Below are 19459 nucleotides of genomic sequence, written 5' to 3' on the forward strand. Positions count from 1 at the left end.
TTAATAAAAAAGAAAAGTCATGTCAGAAAAAATCCCCCGCCGTGAGTTTACAAAAATTACGGCTGTTGCAGCGGCAGCTGTTACCACAGCGGTATTAACTTTTAAGCCATTTTATATTCTTCATGCCAAGCCCAAAGCAGACGAAGAAATTATAGGACATGGGTCACACCGCTACAAAGTACATCAGACCTGGGGAAATCTGGATTCTTCCAAATTTCCGATCAACAACTGCCATGAAATGGTGCAGGATAGCAAAGGGCGGCTGATCATGGTGGGCGATGAAGTAAAAAACAATATTCTTATTTATGACCGTTCGGGAAAACTGACCGAGAGCTGGGGCCACGAATTCCCAGGCGGGCATGGGCTTACACTTTGGAATGCAAATGGAGAAGAATTCCTTTTCATTTGTGATCCCAATATTGGAAAAGTATTTAAAACAGACCTGAAAGGGAAAATTCTGCTGACGATTGAACATCCTTCAAAAGTAGGTGCCTACAAAGAAGCCGACGCTTTCAAACCCACTGAAACAGCAATAGGGCCCGACGGAACTATATATATTGCTGATGGATATGGCTCACAGTGGATTTTAAGATATACTCCAAAAGGAGAATTCATAGATAAATTCGGTGGACCTGGTGATGGTGATGAACAATTTTCTACCGCTCATGGTATTGCCATCGACACCCGTAATAAAGCAAATCCTACTCTTCTAATTACTTCCAGGGTCCACAATGCGTTTAAGAGATTTACCTTAGATGGTAAATATATCAGCACCATATTCCTTCCCGGCGCTTTTGTTTGCCGTCCGGTTTTTGATGATGATACCCTTTATGCAGGTGTTTGCTGGTCGCGACTGCGTTACCTGAACCAGACCCCTAATTCTGGGTTCGTTACTATTCTGGATAAAAACAACAAAGTAATTTCTAATCCTGGCGGCACCAAGCCGGAATACCGAAATGGAGAATTACAGATTATGGTGCAGGATAAACCCATTTTTATGCATTGCCACGATGTGTGTATTGATGAGGATAAAAATATTTATGTCTGTCAGTGGAATGCTAAAAAGACTTATCCTGTCAAATTAGAGAGAGTATCTTAAATATGAGTCGTTAACCGGGACACCGGTTGCGGTTTTAAGTTTACAGTTGCTATCGAAAAACAGATTTAACGGATCATTTTGACTGTAATCCCATTTATAATCATTACTCCGATAGTAATGCAGGCATAGGCCCATCCTATTGTCATGATTGGTAACAGCCAATAAACGCCAATTAAAAAAGCAACAAAACCATATCCTGCCAAAAGCAGTCCGTATAAAATCCGGGCTGCCGCAGCAGATCCTTGTTGGGAATGTGTAAAAACAGCTAACGTGGAAGTCATAATAGGAAATGGCGTGAGAATTCCGCTCCATGTAGGGCCAAGAAAATCGGCGGCTTGTGTTAAAATAACTACAAAAATGGTAGCTACGAACATTCTTAATGGAATATCATATGACGGCTGTTTTTTGTAATCTGTTTTCGCCTCTGGTTTAGGAAAGATATATAGTACAGCTGTTAACACGATCAGGTTTAGTGCAATTGCTGCCTGAAATGAAATATCCCTGCCTAAGGAAGCCAACGCTACAACAAAAAAAGCAAGATAGCTCAACAGAACAGAAGGAAGCCATGAAAGCCTGGATGAAGCAATTGCATAAACCAATGCAAAAAATGTAGTCCCGATTGAGCCTAATAATGCTGACGGTATTGTTGATATCCCAAAATTAGCACCGTGTTCAAATGCTATAAAAAAAGAAATCGGTCCGGCTACCCAGGGAAATCCTCCTACCCAACCTCCAATACCTTCACCCCATTTTCTTACAGCCAATGTAACGCCTGCAATCAGCGGAGGCATTAAAATTATTTTGGTAATTAATAAATAAGACACTTTTTAAATCAACAGATGGATAACTGCAAATTTACTCCCGTTGATTCAATACAACGTATAAAGCATAAAATTCTTCGCAAATAATTTTGCAACGCAGTTGCATTAAACTTATATTTGCAACATTGTAGCAATGTATATTATCCATTCATCTGTAACGATATACAATAGTAGTAAGCGGTTACATTTTGATAAAAGTCACTCCGGATATCTTAAAGGTTTAAAATATTGACTCAATGATAAGAATAATTTTAAGCCTTTTATTTTTAGCTTCTTCTTTGGTCTCTTTTGGACAAAATCCAGCTTGTACGTGTTTTGTAAAAGGTGTTGTTCTTGACCAGCACACCAACCTGCCTATTGTTGGGGCCACCATATTAATTGTAGGACAGAACAATGGTGTTTTTACAGACGATCAGGGACGATACCAAATCAGCAATTTATGTCCCGGAGCTTATGAACTGGAGTGCAGGATTGTTGGGTACAATTCATTTAAGCAAAAACTGGATTTAACAGCCGGACATGAGGAAAACTTCAATCTTCAGGAAAACGAAGTACATCTCAAAGATGTGGAAATAACAGCACACCGTACGGACGCACCTTCTTCCCAGCCATTAACTGTTCTTTCAGGAAACGATTTATTCCAAACGCGTGGGCAAAGCCTGGCTGAAAGCCTCAAAGGATTATCGGGTGTTACAACACTGCAAACCGGGTCTTCTATTTCCAAGCCTGTTATTCATGGGATGCATAGTAACCGGGTACTGATCATGAATAATGGCGTTCGGCAGGAAGGCCAGCAATGGGGTTCTGAACATGCACCCGAAATTGATCCTTTCCTAGCCACCCAGATATCCGTTGTGAAAGGCGCAGCTGGCGTACGGTACGGTTCCGATGCAATTGGTGGTGTAATATTGGTTGAGCCCGAAGAATTACCATTTAATAAACCTTTAAGCGGAGAGCTGAATCTGGTAGGACTTTCAAATGGCCGGCAAGGTGTAACTTCTGGAACGGTAGAAGGCGGTATCAGGAATTTTGAAGGATTTGGATGGCGTGCCCAGGGAACCATCAAACGTTCGGGTAATATCAGAACACCAAATTATTTTCTGGACAACACAGGAATAAGTGAGAAAAACTTTTCGCTTGCAGCAGGTTATCGAAAAAAAGGATTTGGTATCGATGTTTTTTACAGTCTTTTTGACACTAATATTGGAATTTTTTCAGGCTCACATATTGGCAGCGTTACTGATCTTTTAAATGTCATTAAAAACGGTGAACCTTTTGTCAAATCAGGTTTCAGTTATGCTATTGGCAGGCCATATCAGGATGTTACCCATCAATTATTTAAAGCTGAGGCACATTATCATTTAAAAGACGGGAACCGGTTTCAATGGACATTGGCACGTCAGATCAATGATCGTGCGGAATTTGACCTTCACCGCCCACGGAATGATTCCATAGCTGCTCTTAATCATCCGGAACTTTCCTTCAAACTTACAACGCTTACCAATGATGTAATTTGGGATCACAAAGCGATTGCTAAAAAAGTGGCTGGCCAGGTTGGTCTGAGTACACTTTATCAGTATAATCTAATGAGTGGCCGGCCGTTAATACCCAATTTTAACCAGTTTAATATTGGACTTTTCTGGATAGAAAGATATGTTACAAGTAAATGGGAGCTGGAAGCAGGGATAAGATACGATTACCGGACACTTAAAACACACCGTATTGTTAGTCAGGAAAAGGTTTCAAATAATTTTACATTTTCTAATTTTTCAGGTACACTTGGTGCGACCCGAACTTTTTCTTCGCATTTTTCTGCCAGGTTAAATATTGGAACTGCATGGAGAGCGCCAAATGTCAGCGAATTATACAGCGACGGTGTACACCATGGTGCAGCAGCTTACGAAAAAGGCGATGCAACACTTCAGCCCGAAAAAGCTACCAATACGATTGGAAGCATTAAATATTCCAATACAAAATTGTCCGTAGAACTCGGAGGTTACTACAATTACATATCTGATTACATTTATCTGAAACCTCAGCCGGAACCCATTTTAACAATCAGAGGTGCTTTCCCTTATTTTAAATATACCCAGACAGATGCCGTATTTAAGGGAATTGACCTGAATGTTTTGTGGGAATTTGCAAGGAATTTAACATGGACGAGCAAACTAAGTTATTTGAGAGTTTATGATACCAGAAATGACAATTATCTGGTGATGATTCCACCTAACCGCTGGGATAATCAATTGAAATATGAACTCCCGGAACTGGGAAAATGGAAAAAGGTCTATTTTTCGGCAGGAAATCTTTCAGTAGCAAGACAAAAACGCGTACCGGATAACAGCGATTTTCTGCCACCACCTGCGGCTTATTCTTTGTGGAATTTACAGGCAGGCGGGACAATCAAAATCTCAGAAAAAAATCAGCTGGAAGTGGGCGTTTCCGTTCAAAATCTATTCAATACAGTTTACAGGGATTATATGAACCGATTCCGTTACTATTCTGACGATATGGGGCGGCAGGCTTCGCTGCGATTGAGATGGAAGTTTGGAGCATGAAAATTTTCACTTTTATAAATAAATACATTTCACATGAAAATGAACCGTAAATTAATCTGGATACTGCTCTTCAGTGTAGCTGCTTTATTTACACAATGCAAAGACTCAGGAGATGAAGTCCAGATTGATGATGAAAATGAACTAATTACATCAGTAACATTGAAATTCACGGAGCAGGGAACAAATAACCAAAGTACATTTTCATATAAGGATGCAGACGGTGAAGGTGGAAACCTGCCAACCCAGTTCGATACAATAACTTTAAAGCCAAATACGACCTATACGCTTGCAATTGAATTGCTTGATGAAAGCAAAACTCCGGTTGTTGATATTTCTACTGAGGTTAGCCAGGAAGCTTATGAACATTTGTTTATTTATACAGCCACACCAGCTACTCTGCTAAAATATACTTATGGAGATAAGGATGCAAATAGTTATCCAGTTGGGTTAACAGGAACGGCAGTATCGGGAGCAACCGGAACGGGATTGCTGAAAGTACAGCTTCGTCACCAGCCAGGCTCAAAAGATGGAACTACAACACCAGGCAGCGACGATGTCAATCTTGATTTTACATTAGAAGTTCAGTAGAATAAATATGCAAAGTGAGTTGACGCAACATCCGTTGTATCAACTCACTTTTTTATTTGCATTTAGGGCAGGTTCCCTGAATCAGCAGATTAAAAACTTCGGGTTGATAACCCAGTGGCAACTGCACGGCCGGGATATGCAAATTTTCCAGACAATTGGTTTCCCCGCAGGCACTGCATTTAAAATGGATGTGATCGTGATGATGCTTTTCCTCAGAACAATTATTTGAGCACAAAGCGTAACGTAATCCCTCATCGTCCAGGACTTTATGAATAATTCCTTTTTCAAGAAAGGTTTTTAAAGTACGGTATATTGTCACACGGTCATAATTCTCTCCCAATGCCCCTTCCAGGTCTCCATGTGAAAGCGCATTCTTTTTATTTATAAACGTCGAAAGTACATCTTCCCTGCAAGTGGTGGTTCTGAGATGATGTCCTTTAAGCGTTTCTCTTAATTGTTCCATTATTTCCAACAATTTAATTATTCGTCAGGCTTGGTTATGATTAAAACCTTTCCTGTCAAAGTTAAGTTCTAAGTTTGGCAAAATCTCAATTACAGGATAATTCGTTTGCGAATTGTAAAATAATTGAACAAAAAATATTGCAACACCGTTGCAAGTAAGCAGATATAGTTTTACTTTTGCAACGTTATAACATTTAGCATGAAAGCAACACACTCACACGGCAAAGCCGATTATATAGGAATACTTGGTTCCGTACTTTGTATTATACATTGCCTGCTGGTTCCGGCACTGGCATTTGGGTCAACTGTTTATAACAAACATACGCATGCTGGTCTTCTCTCACTTGATTATTTCTTTATTCTTGTAAACGGAATCGCAGTTTATTATGCCACCCGTGACCATAAATCTTTGCCAATACGCTTACTTCTCTGGGGAGCACTAATGATTTTCTCAGTGTCACTTGTTTTTGAGGGCCGCAACCAGATTTTTACCTGGATGGGTTATATTGGTTCCGCTTTACTGATCATCGGGCATCTGCTTAATATTTACATTTGTCAGATTGCACCACGGACGAAGTACAAAATTTCCTGATTTCACTTGTCGTATTGCACTTCAAACCTTTCCAGATCCGGTCGGTTCAGCCGTTTTCTGCTTAACTCGTATTCAAAAATAGTTTTCCCTAAATTGGCCAGAAATGGCAATCCTATTGTTTCGTAGTCGTATTTGTTATCGTTAAATATCTGATCCTCGTTGGCGTAAATTACCGCAGTCAGCATAAATTCAATTCCCTTTTCAAAATCTGCTATATATGCATTATCCAAAAGATAGCCATATGCGTCCCCTGATTTATTAAACAAACGGATATGCCGGGGCAAGCGCGTTTTAGTTGCACCAAAAATCAAAAACTTTAAATATCCGTCATAATAATCATCCGTGTAATTGGCAGGAAAACTGGTTTCTACGGGAAACTGAGACATGTACTGATATAAAAAAGTATAGTCTTCTTTTGTCAGATTAAATCGTTGCTGCTCCGGAACCTGCTCAGGAAAAAATATTGCTTTCAGAAGTTTATGCTGTTCTTCTAATGCAAAGAAATTCTTTTGGGTAAAATCCAAAGGTTCATTTACCAATTCGCCGTTTTTTAAAAACCCCTTTCCCTGAAGAATGGCTGTTGGGGAAAAATAAGTTTTTGCCGAATATTTCTCCGGCTGCTCATAAACTGTTTTTCCATCCTTAACAAATCTGACAGGATTGGTATAACGATTACTCTCAGCACTTAGAGGAGATTCCAGGCGATGTGTGATCCGTACATTTTGATAACCTTTGGCATGTAAAGTTTCGTTGAATTCTTCCTGTCCAATAAATTCATACAACCTGTTAAACGCATCGTTGTCACTAGCCAATAGTATTTTTTTGGCATAATGTGCTATAGATGGTAAGCCATTTTCGGCAGTAGTATCCCTGCGGACTGATGATTGTTCAGGACGGGCCGAATCTGTGAGCATGACCGTATATTTATCAATACTCAGCCTGTTGAGCTTTTCCAGTGCCAATACAATTGCTGGTAATTTGACTGTACTCGCCGGATAAAAATAGTCAGCATTATTGACCTGATAACCGTGCGTTGTAAAATGAGGTTCGTTCTTTTTATTCCGGTCTATTTTGGTATACAAAATTTGAACATGATATTTTTCTGGCGTTTTCAGGATTTCTGAAAACCTTTCAGGATGTTTTTTAAGTAGTTTCTCTATAAAAGAATCCGACTGAAACTGAGCGAAAGCAGGTAATGAAAACAATCCAAAAAGCAGGTAAAAAGGAAGCTTATTCACTCTAAATAAAATCATGGATATCAGGAGCACGTATAAAACGAAGATACAATAATTTAATTTAAAGGGTAAGATGAATTATATTTTACTGATGACTGCCTTTACTAATTGAATGTAAACAATGGCGAATAATGGAAGAAAATAATTTACGCAGCCGAGGCTGGTTTGGTAAATCGGGTAAAGATGGATTTATATACAGAGCCTGGATGAAAAATCAGGGCTATCCTGCAGATGAATTTGAAGGACGGCCTGTTATCGGCATTTGTAATACATTTTCAGAATTGACGCCTTGTAACGGGCATTTTAGAGAACTGGCAGAATCGGTAAAGCGTGGTGTTTGGGAAGCAGGAGGATTCCCTCTGGAATTTCCTGTGATGTCTCTGGGAGAAACACTGATCAAACCAACGGCCATGCTTTACAGGAACCTGGCAAGTATGGATGTTGAAGAGTCAATCCGTGCCAATCCGATTGATGGAGTTGTGCTTCTTTGCGGCTGTGATAAAACAACTCCCTCACTTGTGATGGGTGCTGCCAGTGTAAATATCCCTACAATAGTAGTGTCAGGAGGCCCTATGCTGACAGGCAGGTACCGGGGAAAAACAATAGGAACCAGTGACGTATGGCGATTCAGTGAGCTTTACCGGAAAGGCGAAATTTCACAGGAAGAATTAACAACAGCAGAAGCATGTATGTGCCGGAGTGATGGCCATTGTGCTGTGATGGGAACGGCTTCTACAATGGCCTGTATGGTAGAATCGCTTGGATTAACCTTACCTGAAAATGCAGCAATTCCTGCCGCTGACTCACGAAGAAAAGTTTTAGCACATATGTCCGGACGCCGTATTGTGCAAATGGTAAAAGAAGACCTCCGTCTTTCACAAATACTGACTAAAGAAGCTTTCGAAAATGCGATTATGCTTAATGCAGCTATTGGTGGGTCTACTAATTTCGTGATTCATTTACTGGCTATCGCAGGAAGAATTGGCGTCGATCTATCGCTGGATCATTTCAATGACTTATGTGCCAAAATTCCTCTTTTGCTTAATTTGCAGCCATCCGGAGGATACTTCATGGAAGATTTCTATTACGCTGGCGGCCTACCGGTGGTTATCAAAGAAATGCTTGGTTTATTGCATGAAAATGTAATAACAGCCAATGGAAAAACTATGGCTGAAAACTGTGCCACAGCGGAATGTTTTGATGCGGATGTAATAGGAACACTGGAAGAACCCGTAAAAAATCTGACTGGACTGGCTGTGGTACGTGGCAATTTATGCGCGAACGGAGCAGTTATCAAACCATCGGCTTCCTTAAAACCTGAGCTCATGCAGCACCGTGGAAAGGCAGTTGTGTTTGAAGATATTGATGATTATAAAGCTCGCCTGGATGACCCGGAGCTTGATGTAGATGAAAATAGTGTACTGGTCCTAAAAAATGTAGGTCCAAAAGGATATCCTGGTATGCCGGAAGTAGGCAATATGTCTCTGCCGAAAAAATTACTTGCGCAAGGTGTGATTGATATGATTCGTATATCGGATGGGCGTATGAGCGGAACAGGTTTTGGCACTGTCGTTTTGCATATTTCTCCGGAAGCAGCGGTCGGCGGTGTTTTAGCTTTGGTAAGAGACGGCGATATGATTGAACTGGATGTTGAAAACAGGAAGCTGAATCTGGAAGTATCTGACGAAGAACTTGAAATTCGCCGTGCAACATGGAAACCTCTCGAATTGGGATATAACAGAGGATATGTAAATCTCCACATAAAGCACGTAATGCAAGCTCATGAAGGAGCCGATCTTGATTTTCTGGTAGGAGGCTCGGGTGATAAAGTGGCGAGGGATTCTCATTAATAAACGAACTATTTGTATCTTTATTAACCGTCCGACAGTATAAAGTACTATCGGACGGTTAACTATTTCTAAGTAAACTTACAGCAAAATGAATACCCAATTATTTAATAATCAGGTTGCTATTGTAACCGGAGCAGGACAGGGAATTGGTTTTGAAATAGCAAAACAGCTATCTGTACAGGGAGCAGGAGTTATTTTAAATGATTTCGACGATGCTCTTGCCATCAAGGCTGCAACTGAAATCCGCAATAAAGGCGGAGAATGTATTGCCTTTTCAGGAGACGCATCCCAACCGGATATTATTGACGGGATGGTGGAAGAAGCAATCCGCTGTTTTGGAAAACTAACTATAACCGTTGCAAATGCAGGAATTACACTTTTTGGGGATTTCTTTGAGTATCCGCTGGAAAGCCTCAGAAAGGTTTTAGACTTGAACCTGATTGGCTCGTTCATGCTTACCCAGGCAGCGGCAAAACAAATGAGAGCACAAAAATCCGGTGGAAGAATTTTATTAATGTCATCGGTGGTAGGTCATCAGGCACATCAGTTTTTAGGTGCGTATGCTATGACAAAAGCCGGATTAGAAATGCTGGCAAAAAACCTTGTTCTGGAATTATCTCCGTATGGAATTACCATTAATACCGTAGCACCCGGCGCCACGCTTACCGAAAGAACTTTAACAGAAGATCCATCTTACCCTAAAACCTGGTCAGCGATCACACCAATGGGCAGGCCGGCAATTTGTGAAGACATTGCTAACGCAGCTTTATTCCTCCTTTCGCCACATTCAGGGCATATAACTGGTCAGAGCCTTGTTGTAGACGGCGGCTGGACATCTGTAAGTCCTTTACCCGACCTTAGCAATATGAATGTAAGCTGATTTTTGAAATGACAAATTGTAGTTTCAAACACTAATCTTCCAAACCCTCTGCAAACAGCTGAGCTTCCAGATCATCAAAATTGCTGTCCTTAGAAATAAAAAGCTCTTTTGGCTTGGAAGAAGATGCAGGAACTACTGTCATAAAATTCCAATATTGATCCTTGTTAATAATACATAACTGTAATGCTCTTTTCAGAACTACTGAAAAAGGCACTCTGAAAAAGTTCGCAATATCGGAAGCCAGAAATTCCGGGATCTTTGAAATATCATTTCTAAAAAAACTCTCCACATCTGCATAAGGCAGTAATGCTTCAAATATTAAATGTTCAGATCGGGCAGCGAGAGAAGTTTTATTGGTATAAGAACCGCTTAATCCCAGAGAAACTGTTAATAAATGGATATAGTAATTGCGTTCGTTTATTTCCAGTGATGCATTTACAAAAACCCATCCTTTTTGCCGGTAAATAGCAGAAAATCCTTTAAAAGCCTCATCAACATCATGCAGCTGTGCAATCTTAATTCCTTCCGGGTATGGCAATTTGTGTCCTATCTGATGTACAATATCCTGGGCATAGGAGATGTCTGCGGCTTCACCTGCTGGTTCAATCATCCATTCTCCTTCGACCAATCCTTCGAAAAGTGCATTAGACAACTTCTGGCTTTCAATTTGTCCTAAATGCAAAACAATCCTGTTACCACGAACTGAAAAGTCAAGTGGAAGCTGATTCTTTGGTTGCCTTTTTGACATAGTAGTGAAGACTTTGTGATACGAACTTCAAAGATACATCCTTCCGGTTTGCACCGCAATATCTTTCAGTTTTTTATCTCCATTGCAGTGTGTTAAGCAATTGAAGCATGTCAGCCTGGACGTAGTCTATAACAGGTGCCAGGGAATCATTTTTTGTGGCTATGGGGAAATATATGGCCCCTCTTAAAAAATGTTTTGTACTATCTGTCGTGTAAAACTGGTAGGGGCTTGGTACATCTCCCTCAATCTTGAATATTGTTACTGTACGCCCGCTTTTAGTAAGAATACGCCTTTCCTGAATAGAAGAAGCCCGTATCTGATGTTTCCCCGCCAGTTTGAAAGAATCATTAATATAATCTCTTAATTTATTCTGATCCTTGTTTAAAGGCTTGTATGTTAACTGGATATTGGCCTCAAACTGTGGATACTGAATAAACAACCAATCTTTTTGAGCCGTCGAAAAAGTATCAGGGAGCACCCGCGCTGATTTAGAATATTCAAAAGTATATGGATGTACTTCTGTTAATTTCTGATAAGCATGCTGTGGAAGATTAATACGGTTATATCCTTTTGGTCTGGGAACATAATTCTGTTCTTTTTTTCCACACGAAAAAAGTATCAGGATCAAAAGAGGACAGAGAATATGAATTGTATAAAACCGGAAGGAATTCGTTGGCATAACTTAAAAATTAAGTAACATTTTTAGTGCAAAGCTAACGAATTGAAGTAAATTTTATTTTCGAAAAAAACAATCTATTGCGATGCATAAAAGCGGACCAATCGAACTGATGCTCCGCTTTTATACTTATCCGATATTTACTATCTATTCAACTGTAACAGATTTGGCAAGATTTCTTGGCTGATCAACATTTCTTCCGCGCATTACAGCAATATAATAGGATAGTAACTGCAATGGAATTACAGAAAGTAAAGGAGTCAGCATTTCATGCGTTTTCGGAACTTCTATTACAAAATCCACCATGGCAGGAATGAGTGTATCTCCTTCGGTAACAATTGCAATAACCCGCCCTTTTCTCGCTTTTACTTCCTGAATATTTGAAATGATTTTTTCATAAGAACCATCCTTAGTTGCCAAAAATACAACTGGCATATCCTCGTCGATTAAAGCAATCGGCCCGTGTTTCATTTCAGCAGCGGGATAGCCTTCTGCGTGGATGTATGAAATTTCTTTCAGTTTAAGAGCACCTTCCAGTGCTACCGGAAAATTCAGGCCTCTGCCCAGATAAAGGAAATTTCTGGCGTATGTAAAAATATATGCTATTTCTTTAATCGTGGATGCATTTTCAAGGACACGTTCTACCTTAGCTGGAATATTTTCCAGTTCTACTAACAGCTGACGGTACATTTCCTCCGAAATCGTTCCTTTTCTTTTGGCAACTGCTATGGCAATTTGTGTAAGTACTGTAACCTGTGCCGTAAATGCCTTCGTACTTGCCACTCCTATTTCCGGTCCGGCATGTGTATATGCTCCCGCATGAGTAGCCCTTGCAATCGACGAACCAACCACATTACAAACCCCAAATATCGTTGCTCCTTTGGCCTTGGCCAGCTCTATTGCTGCCAGTGTATCTGCTGTCTCGCCGGATTGTGAAATAGCAATAACAATATCCTTTTCCTTAATTATTGGATTTCTGTAACGAAATTCAGAAGCATATTCAACTTCTACATTAATTCTTGCCAATTCTTCAAAAAGATATTCTGCAACCAGACCGGCGTGCCATGAAGTTCCGCAGCCAATAATTACAATTCGTTTGGCTTCGGCCAGTTTATCAAGGTAATTACTTAGTCCACCCAAATGCAGATGTGCATCGTCCGCCTTAACCCGACCACGCATACTATCGCCAATAGAACGTGGCTGTTCAAAAATTTCCTTAAGCATGAAGTGCTCATAACCACCTTTTTCAATGGTTTCCAGCTCCATTTCAAGTTTTTGGATATATGGGATCGTTTGTGTGTTATCCAGATTCTGGATCGTTAACTTACCGTCACGTATCATAGCTACTTCATAATCATCCAGATACACCACATCTTTTGTATATTCAATGATGGGTGTAGCATCAGAAGCAAAAAAGAATTCGTTCTCTCCCACTCCAATAACGAGAGGGCTTCCTTTGCGTGCGGCTATTAATTGTCCGGGATGATCTACCGACATGACTACAATGGCATATGCACCTACCACTTCGCGCAATGCAAGTTTTACAGCGTCTTCAAGTGAATTTCCTGTTTCCTGCTGGATATCTTCTATAAAATGTACCAGGACTTCCGTATCCGTATCACTCAGAAACACATGCCCTTTTTTTATCAGGTTTTGCTTGATAGTAGCGTAGTTCTCAATAATCCCGTTGTGAATAATGGCAAGCTTACGGTTATTGGAATAATGTGGATGTGCGTTTACGTCATTGGGCTCTCCATGTGTCGCCCATCTTGTATGCCCTATCCCGATAGTCGATTTACGGTCTTTCCCGGTATGCTGATCTTCCAGTTCCGAAACCTTCCCTTTTTTCTTGTATATTTTTAATTGCGATTCTTCCAATAATGCAATACCGGAGCTATCATATCCCCTGTATTCCAAACGTTTCAGGCCTTTGATAATCAAAGGAAATGCGTCCCGGTTTCCAACGTAAGCAACAATTCCGCACATATTTGTATTAATTATTAAGTGTATGTGAATGTAAAACGTACAAATAAATATCAATCAAAGCGGTATAGCAAACCATTTTTTTACAAATTATTCAAATGTCGTATAGTGCTCGAACACATGATGGTTTAGAATAAAATATGAAAAATAAGATTTGCATTTTTACATGAATAATTAAATTATTTTAATAACAGGGCATAAAAAAAAGGCGACATTTCTGCCGCCTTCCTCAATTTTTTATTCAGCTAGTTCATCAAATCTGTATACAGATTGTAATACGACTCTGAGAATTTTTCATCTTCTTCATCAAGTTCAACACGTTTAGGTGCATCATTGAAAATCTGATTTAAGCTATCACTGCAATGATCATCCGCTTTTACAACAGCATCTGCGTAAGCACATCCTATTTTAATAAAGCCCTCAAAATCAGCAGAACGCAAATGAGCCAATGCTTCATCACTCACATCCAAAGCTTTTGCTTTATTGTGCAAATCTGCATCAAACTTATAATCAAAAGCGTTGTTATGAACTGTAAATACACTTTTCGTATCCTTAAACATAGGATCGTTCCTATAGGTAGTCTTAAGATACAAAGGAATCAAAGCTGTCATCCAGTCGTTACAGTGAACAACATCAGGAGCCCATCCCAATTTTTTAACCGTTTCTAAAACACCTTTGCAGAAGAAAATTGCGCGTTCATCATTATCATCGTAAAAGTTATTTTCTTTATCAACGAATACTGATTTACGGTGAAAATAATCATCATTATCTATAAAATAGACCTGAAGCTTCGCATTTGGAATGGAAGCAACTTTAATGATAAGAGGCTTTTCTTCATCTCCTACGGTAATATTTATTCCTGACAGTCGAACTACTTCATGAAGCCTGTTTTTGCGCTCATTAATAAGACCAAAACGAGGTACCAGAATTCTAATTTCTGCGCCGCGCTCTTGCATTGCCTGAGGAAGTCTTCTTACGTAATCGGCAACATCTGTGGTTTGAAGGAAGGGGTTTATTTCACTGGCTACATATAAAATTCGTAGTTTCTCCATACATCTTAGCAGTTTGTGAAAAAAAGTTTTGCAAAAATATACAAAAAAAATCGAAAAATCAATAGATATTCCAAACTAATTGTAATATTGCGCTCAATTTGGGAATATCTATCCCGGATATTTCAAAAACTGCAAACCGGAAATAATTTTACCTGCTGACTTTGAATTCAGCTTTTTGATAAAAACCGGAAACTCCTATATTTAGTACTCGATTCATGGAAGTATTTACTTCGATTCAAAGTCTCCGGAATTTCTTGCACCAACAACGTACCGCAAATAAGACAATCGGATTAATTCCTACTATGGGTGCTTTGCATGATGGGCATATTTCTCTCCTGAATTCTTCTGTGGTGCAAAACGACATTTCAGTCTATGGCATTTTTGTCAATCCAGTGCAATTTACCAATCAGGAAGATCTGGTCAAATATCCGCGAACTTTGGAAGCTGACTGCGCTTTGCTTGAAAAAGCAGGTTGTTCTGCGGTGTTTGCACCGGCAGTATTAGAAATGTATCCTGCACCTCCCGTACTGACCATGAATTTTGGCACACTGGAAACAGTGATGGAAGGAGCTTCAAGGCCGGGTCATTTTAACGGTGTAGGAATTGTGGTAGCACGTTTATTTAATCTTGTCCAACCAGACAGGGCGTATTTTGGTCAAAAAGATTTACAGCAGGTTGCAGTAATACGACAATTAATAAGCGACCTGGCATTTCCTCTGGAACTTGTTGTTTGTCCCACTATCCGGGAAACGAACGGACTGGCAATGTCATCCAGAAATCAGCGTCTGAATGACGTAGAAAAAGCGTCAGCCGCTCTTATTTATAAAATAATGACAATTGCCAAAAACCAATTGTCGGATGGATTGGAAGTAAATGAGGTGAAAAGATCCGCACAAGAGCAATTTGCAGCTTTACCCGAATTCACTCTGGACTATTTTGAAGTAGTTAATATAAATACGCTTCGGCCAATTTTGAAACCGGAATCACCTGGTTCAATGGCTATTTGCGTTGCTGCTTTTCTTGGTCCGGTAAGATTAATTGATAATATCATTTTTTAGTAAAATGGTGTAACCTGAATCCAGGTTACACCATTTTATTTTTTATGACAATTTCCAGTCTCCGCGGTATGTCCGTTTTACAAATTGGTTCGCTTCATCGAAATTGGTTATTTTCATACTCTTACCATCCCATAACAATTTCTTACGTCCCGGATAATCGAATCCTTTACCATCTGCTTTTGCTTTACGCAAATTATAACTGCGAATACCCAGATTACCCATAATTACTGTTTCTGTTAATGGCCCTGAATAATCAAACGATGAAGTAAGTGCCTTGTGCTCTTTACTTTCAAAACCAGCTTTAATTGCATCAGTCCATGAAACATGGTGCCCGTATTCCGGCATCACCGTGTATTTATTTCCAAAATCATCTTTTTTGTATTCCAGCTTGGTTCCATCTTTCAGGTATACTTTTGGATCAATTCCGTATGTTCCGCAAGTCATTACTCCTTTTTCTCCAATTAAAAGAACACCATTACTGCTGTCCGGCTCGCCAAGAGGATCATTTGCAGGAATCAGGTCCGGGTGGAAGGGACGCAAACCGCCATCATGCCAGGTTAAGGTTACTTCCGATTTGTTGACCTTATTAGCCGGGAATTTTAATTGCACACGTGAAGATGGCGGACAACCCTCCGGAATATACTCAGGTGTCCAGTCCTTCATGAAAACAGAACCTGCGCTGCATTCCAGTTCTGTTGGATAGCCAAGACCTAATGTACGGAATGCAGGATCGATCAGGTGGCATCCCATATCGCCCAATGCACCTGTTCCAAAGTTCCACCAGCCGCGCCATTTGAACGGATGCCAAGCAGGATTATAATCAACCCACTCAGCAGAACCTACCCAAAGTTCCCAGTCTATATCAGCTGGAACATCAAATTTGCCAGTCGGAACAGGAATTCCCTGTGGCCATACCGGGCGGTTTGTCCAGACGTGTGCTTCATGTACATTTCCAATCAGCCCTTTATTAAACCACTCCTTCATTTGGGTCTGGGCAGGATTGGAAGCGCCCTGATTTCCCATTTGAGTAACTACTTTATATTTATGAGCCGCTTCTGTCAGCATTCTTGCTTCATAAATATCGTGTGTCAATGGTTTTTGAACATAAACGTGTTTACCTCTTTGCATAGCAGCCATCGCAATAATAGCATGCATATGATCCGGAGTGGAAATAGTAACAGCGTCAATATCTTTCCCCATTTCATCAAACATCTTTCTGAAATCCTTATATTTTTTTGCAGTCGGGTGAAGCTCAAAGTTCTTTTTGGCTTGTCCCCAGTCTACATCGCACAGCGCAACCAGATTTTCAGCTCCCTTATTCCACGCATTATTTGTATCAGAAAATCCTTTACCTCCTACTCCGATTCCGGCAATATTCAGCTTATCACTAGGGGCAATAAATCCTTTCCCTAAAACATGACGTGGAACAATGAAAAAACTTCCAACAGCCGCTGCCGTGGTTTTTTGTAAAAAGTCACGGCGGGTTACATCTTTTGGTTTATTTTCTGTACTCATTGGGTTTTGGTATTAAATAAGAAAGATTAGTAATATTCAGACTAAAGCATTTAACTATGAATTATTACTTAATAGTATTAATTCAGCCTTAAATATAATGATGTTCGGATTTAAAGCGATTGTTTACTTTTAAATTAATTTAGGATAAAGTAGTGATATTTTCATTTAGCGGGTGCTGTATTTCCGGCAAAAAAAGTATGGGAACCGTATCTGACAGCGGGTTGTTTTGAAGGCATTGTATTATTCCTGTAACTTTGCAGGAGTAACGTACATGTAAATAATATTTAACTCATATTACCGGGTAATGCAAATAACACTCATGAAATCGAAGATTCACCGTGTGAAGGTGACTCAGGCGGAACTGAATTATGTGGGAAGTATCACTATTGATGAAGATTTAATGGATGCTGCCGGCTTAATTGAGAATGAGCAGGTGCATATAGTTAACAATAATAATGGAGAGCGTTTTGTAACCTATGTCATTAAAGGCGAACGCAGTTCCGGCATGATCTGCCTGAATGGAGCTGCTGCCAGAAAAGTTCAGATCGGCGACATTGTTATCATAATTGCTTATGGCAGTATGTCTCAGGAAGAAGCCAAATCCTTCAAACCAATGGTGGTCTTTCCGGACCACAATAATAGGTTAGTGTGAAAAAATTTCACAATGATCATCTTCAGTAAATCTAACGGCCTCTTACTATACACTCAATGAAAAGTGCATTACGTTATATTATATCGCTTGGATTAGCCGGTGGACTGATCTGGTTTGTCTTCAAGGATATTGATCTTGCTGACATGCTGGAAAGATTCGAACGCTCTGACTGGCGATGGATCGCAATTTCCTGTGTTTTTCTGATCATGGCGCATGTGATCCGTGCCTGGCGCTGGTCTATGCTGATGGAACCGCTGGGATATAAGCCTGGCTTATTTAATAGTGCGATATCTGTTTTAACGGGCTATTTTGCCAATTATATTGTTCCCCGTATGGGAGAAGTTACCAGATGCGGGACTTTATACCGTTTAGAAAAAGTACCTGTTAATCTTAGTTTTGGAACTGTTGTAGCTGAAAGAATTTTCGATGTGCTAATTCTGCTTGTGTTGATCGGATTGAATTTTATTTTAGAATTTGACCGGCTAAGTACATTTTTTACAGATTTTTTTCAAAGTAAATTAGCAGGTGGCCAAAGCAGCGGAACAGGCAGCGGGATATTGCTTGTAATTTTATTAGCCGGTATTCTTTCAATTGCTTTTGCAGGAATATATATATTTAAAAATCAGGCACTAAAAGATAAACTCAGCCAGAATGCACTCATTCAAAAAATAGTAACATTTGCTCAGGGAATGCTGGAAGGACTATTAAGTATCCGTAAATTAAAAAGTCCTGGTTTATTTATTTTTAGTACAATCGCAATCTGGGTACTTTATTATCTGGTATCATATGTACTTTTTTTCTGTATTCCGGAAACATCAGGATTAGGTCCGTTGGCTGGCCTTACATTGTTAGTAGTAGGTGCGATTGGCATGACTGCACCAACTCAGGGCGGTATTGGAGCTTATCATTTGCTGGTTGGCAATGTAATGATCCTGTATGGTTTATCCCAAAAAGATGGAATTACACTTGCTACCTTTATTCATGGTACACAAATGCTGTTTATGCTTATTATAGGCGCATTGGCATTTCTTTATGTGTTGCTTCAAAAAGATAAAGATGTTAGTGAACCAAGCAAAATAACGGTAAGCCAGTAATGATAATAACATTCGGGTATCGTTTTCAATTTTCTTCATAACCAGAATTCTTTTTTCTACCAATGAACGCAACTGAGAATAAAATTTTACGTCTGGAAGAAGCAACTGCACAAATTGCTGACTGGCAGCGTGCAGGCCAAAAAGTTGTTTTCACTAATGGGTGTTTTGATATCGTACATTTAGGCCACATTGATTACCTTGAAAAAGCACACGCGCTTGGCGATCGTCTGATACTTGGCCTTAATACCGACGCTTCCGTTAGCAGGCTCAAAGGACCGTTGCGTCCCGTTGTGAACGAATATGCAAGAGGGCGGCTAATGGCGGCACTTTCATTTATAGATGCTGTCATTTTGTTCGACGAACCTACTCCCACTGAGCTTATTGAAGCATTAAAACCTGACATTTTGGTAAAAGGTGACGATTATACAGTTGAAACCATCGCTGGCGCAGATTTTGTTCTTGCTAATGGAGGTGAGGTAAAAACAATAGCTCTTGTAAAAGGTTATTCTACAACTGCGCTGATAGAAAAAATAAAACAGGGCTATTGAAATTGATAACATTGGAAAATTACCGGCGTTATATTTTAATCTTGTTTT

18 protein-coding genes are annotated in these 19459 nt (G+C 39.8%); 10 read left to right on the plus strand and 8 right to left on the minus strand.

The window, feature by feature from the left end; all coding sequences use genetic code 11:
• The first annotated feature begins 19 nt into the window (after window positions 1–19).
• Complete coding sequence (locus tag KZC02_RS11985) at window positions 20–1099, plus strand: 6-bladed beta-propeller (RefSeq protein ID WP_221394306.1); 1080 nt, start codon at window positions 20–22, stop codon at window positions 1097–1099.
• 65 nt (window positions 1100–1164) lie between these two features.
• On the opposite strand, the gene KZC02_RS11990 is transcribed toward KZC02_RS11985, so the two are convergent.
• Window positions 1165–1890, minus strand: coding sequence for a hypothetical protein (locus tag KZC02_RS11990; RefSeq protein ID WP_221394307.1), 726 nt, complete (start codon window positions 1888–1890; stop codon window positions 1165–1167).
• A 266-nt stretch (window positions 1891–2156) separates the two neighbouring features.
• Here KZC02_RS11990 and KZC02_RS11995 point away from each other — a divergent pair, with 266 nt between their 5' ends.
• Window positions 2157–4478, plus strand: a complete 2322-nt coding sequence (locus KZC02_RS11995; protein ID WP_221394308.1) for a TonB-dependent receptor — start codon at window positions 2157–2159, stop codon at window positions 4476–4478.
• Between the two features lie 39 nt (window positions 4479–4517).
• Window positions 4518–5066: a hypothetical protein gene (locus tag KZC02_RS12000; protein WP_229254221.1), complete on the plus strand. Its 549-nt coding sequence runs from the start codon at window positions 4518–4520 to the stop codon at window positions 5064–5066.
• Between the two features lie 52 nt (window positions 5067–5118).
• On the opposite strand, the gene KZC02_RS12005 is transcribed toward KZC02_RS12000, so the two are convergent.
• Window positions 5119–5529 (minus strand): Fur family transcriptional regulator, encoded by a 411-nt coding sequence (locus KZC02_RS12005; RefSeq protein WP_221394310.1) that lies wholly within the window; start codon window positions 5527–5529, stop codon window positions 5119–5121.
• A gap of 198 nt (window positions 5530–5727) precedes the next feature.
• Here KZC02_RS12005 and KZC02_RS12010 point away from each other — a divergent pair, with 198 nt between their 5' ends.
• Window positions 5728–6120, plus strand: a complete 393-nt coding sequence (locus KZC02_RS12010; protein WP_221394311.1) for a MerC domain-containing protein — start codon at window positions 5728–5730, stop codon at window positions 6118–6120.
• A gap of 2 nt (window positions 6121–6122) precedes the next feature.
• Here the strand turns inward: KZC02_RS12010 and KZC02_RS12015 are convergent, their stop codons facing one another.
• Complete coding sequence (locus KZC02_RS12015; RefSeq protein WP_221394312.1) at window positions 6123–7373, minus strand: serine hydrolase; 1251 nt, start codon at window positions 7371–7373, stop codon at window positions 6123–6125.
• Window positions 7374–7486: 113 nt separating this feature from the next.
• On the opposite strand from KZC02_RS12015, the gene KZC02_RS12020 reads away from it, so the two are divergent.
• The gene (locus KZC02_RS12020; protein WP_221394313.1) at window positions 7487–9205 is read left to right on the plus strand and encodes an IlvD/Edd family dehydratase; all 1719 of its coding nucleotides are present in this window, start codon (window positions 7487–7489) and stop codon (window positions 9203–9205) included.
• Window positions 9206–9293: 88 nt separating this feature from the next.
• On the plus strand, window positions 9294–10085 hold the full coding sequence (locus KZC02_RS12025; protein ID WP_221394314.1) for an SDR family NAD(P)-dependent oxidoreductase: 792 nt from the start codon (window positions 9294–9296) through the stop codon (window positions 10083–10085).
• A 31-nt stretch (window positions 10086–10116) separates the two neighbouring features.
• Here KZC02_RS12025 and KZC02_RS12030 read toward each other — a convergent pair whose 3' ends face one another.
• The 4 genes from KZC02_RS12030 to KZC02_RS12045 form a co-directional block, all read right to left on the minus strand.
• Window positions 10117–10833 (minus strand): hypothetical protein, encoded by a 717-nt coding sequence (locus tag KZC02_RS12030; protein ID WP_221394315.1) that lies wholly within the window; start codon window positions 10831–10833, stop codon window positions 10117–10119.
• Between the two features lie 73 nt (window positions 10834–10906).
• Window positions 10907–11512 (minus strand): gliding motility lipoprotein GldD, encoded by a 606-nt coding sequence (gene gldD / locus KZC02_RS12035; RefSeq protein WP_221394316.1) that lies wholly within the window; start codon window positions 11510–11512, stop codon window positions 10907–10909.
• A gap of 144 nt (window positions 11513–11656) precedes the next feature.
• Window positions 11657–13495 (minus strand): glutamine--fructose-6-phosphate transaminase (isomerizing), encoded by a 1839-nt coding sequence (gene glmS, locus KZC02_RS12040; protein ID WP_221394317.1) that lies wholly within the window; start codon window positions 13493–13495, stop codon window positions 11657–11659.
• A 242-nt stretch (window positions 13496–13737) separates the two neighbouring features.
• Complete coding sequence (locus KZC02_RS12045; protein WP_221394318.1) at window positions 13738–14544, minus strand: glycogen/starch synthase; 807 nt, start codon at window positions 14542–14544, stop codon at window positions 13738–13740.
• Window positions 14545–14759: 215 nt separating this feature from the next.
• Here KZC02_RS12045 and panC point away from each other — a divergent pair, with 215 nt between their 5' ends.
• Entirely contained in the window at window positions 14760–15602 is an 843-nt protein-coding gene (gene panC, locus KZC02_RS12050) for a pantoate--beta-alanine ligase (protein ID WP_221394319.1), read from the plus strand.
• A gap of 42 nt (window positions 15603–15644) precedes the next feature.
• On the opposite strand, the gene KZC02_RS12055 is transcribed toward panC, so the two are convergent.
• Complete coding sequence (locus tag KZC02_RS12055; protein ID WP_221394320.1) at window positions 15645–17117, minus strand: Gfo/Idh/MocA family protein; 1473 nt, start codon at window positions 17115–17117, stop codon at window positions 15645–15647.
• Between the two features lie 304 nt (window positions 17118–17421).
• On the opposite strand from KZC02_RS12055, the gene panD reads away from it, so the two are divergent.
• The 3 genes from panD (at window position 17422) to rfaE2 (ending at window position 19411) form a co-directional block, all read left to right on the plus strand.
• A complete protein-coding gene (gene panD, locus KZC02_RS12060) occupies window positions 17422–17769 on the plus strand; it encodes an aspartate 1-decarboxylase (protein WP_221394321.1) in 348 nt (115 codons plus the stop codon).
• Between the two features lie 56 nt (window positions 17770–17825).
• Window positions 17826–18863: a lysylphosphatidylglycerol synthase transmembrane domain-containing protein gene (locus KZC02_RS12065; protein ID WP_221394322.1), complete on the plus strand. Its 1038-nt coding sequence runs from the start codon at window positions 17826–17828 to the stop codon at window positions 18861–18863.
• A gap of 62 nt (window positions 18864–18925) precedes the next feature.
• Window positions 18926–19411 (plus strand): D-glycero-beta-D-manno-heptose 1-phosphate adenylyltransferase, encoded by a 486-nt coding sequence (rfaE2, locus tag KZC02_RS12070; protein WP_221394323.1) that lies wholly within the window; start codon window positions 18926–18928, stop codon window positions 19409–19411.
• Window positions 19412–19459: the final 48 nt, after the last annotated feature.

Origin of the sequence: Dyadobacter sp. NIV53 (genome assembly GCF_019711195.1) — a bacterium.
Lineage (GTDB): Bacteria > Bacteroidota > Bacteroidia > Cytophagales > Spirosomataceae > Dyadobacter.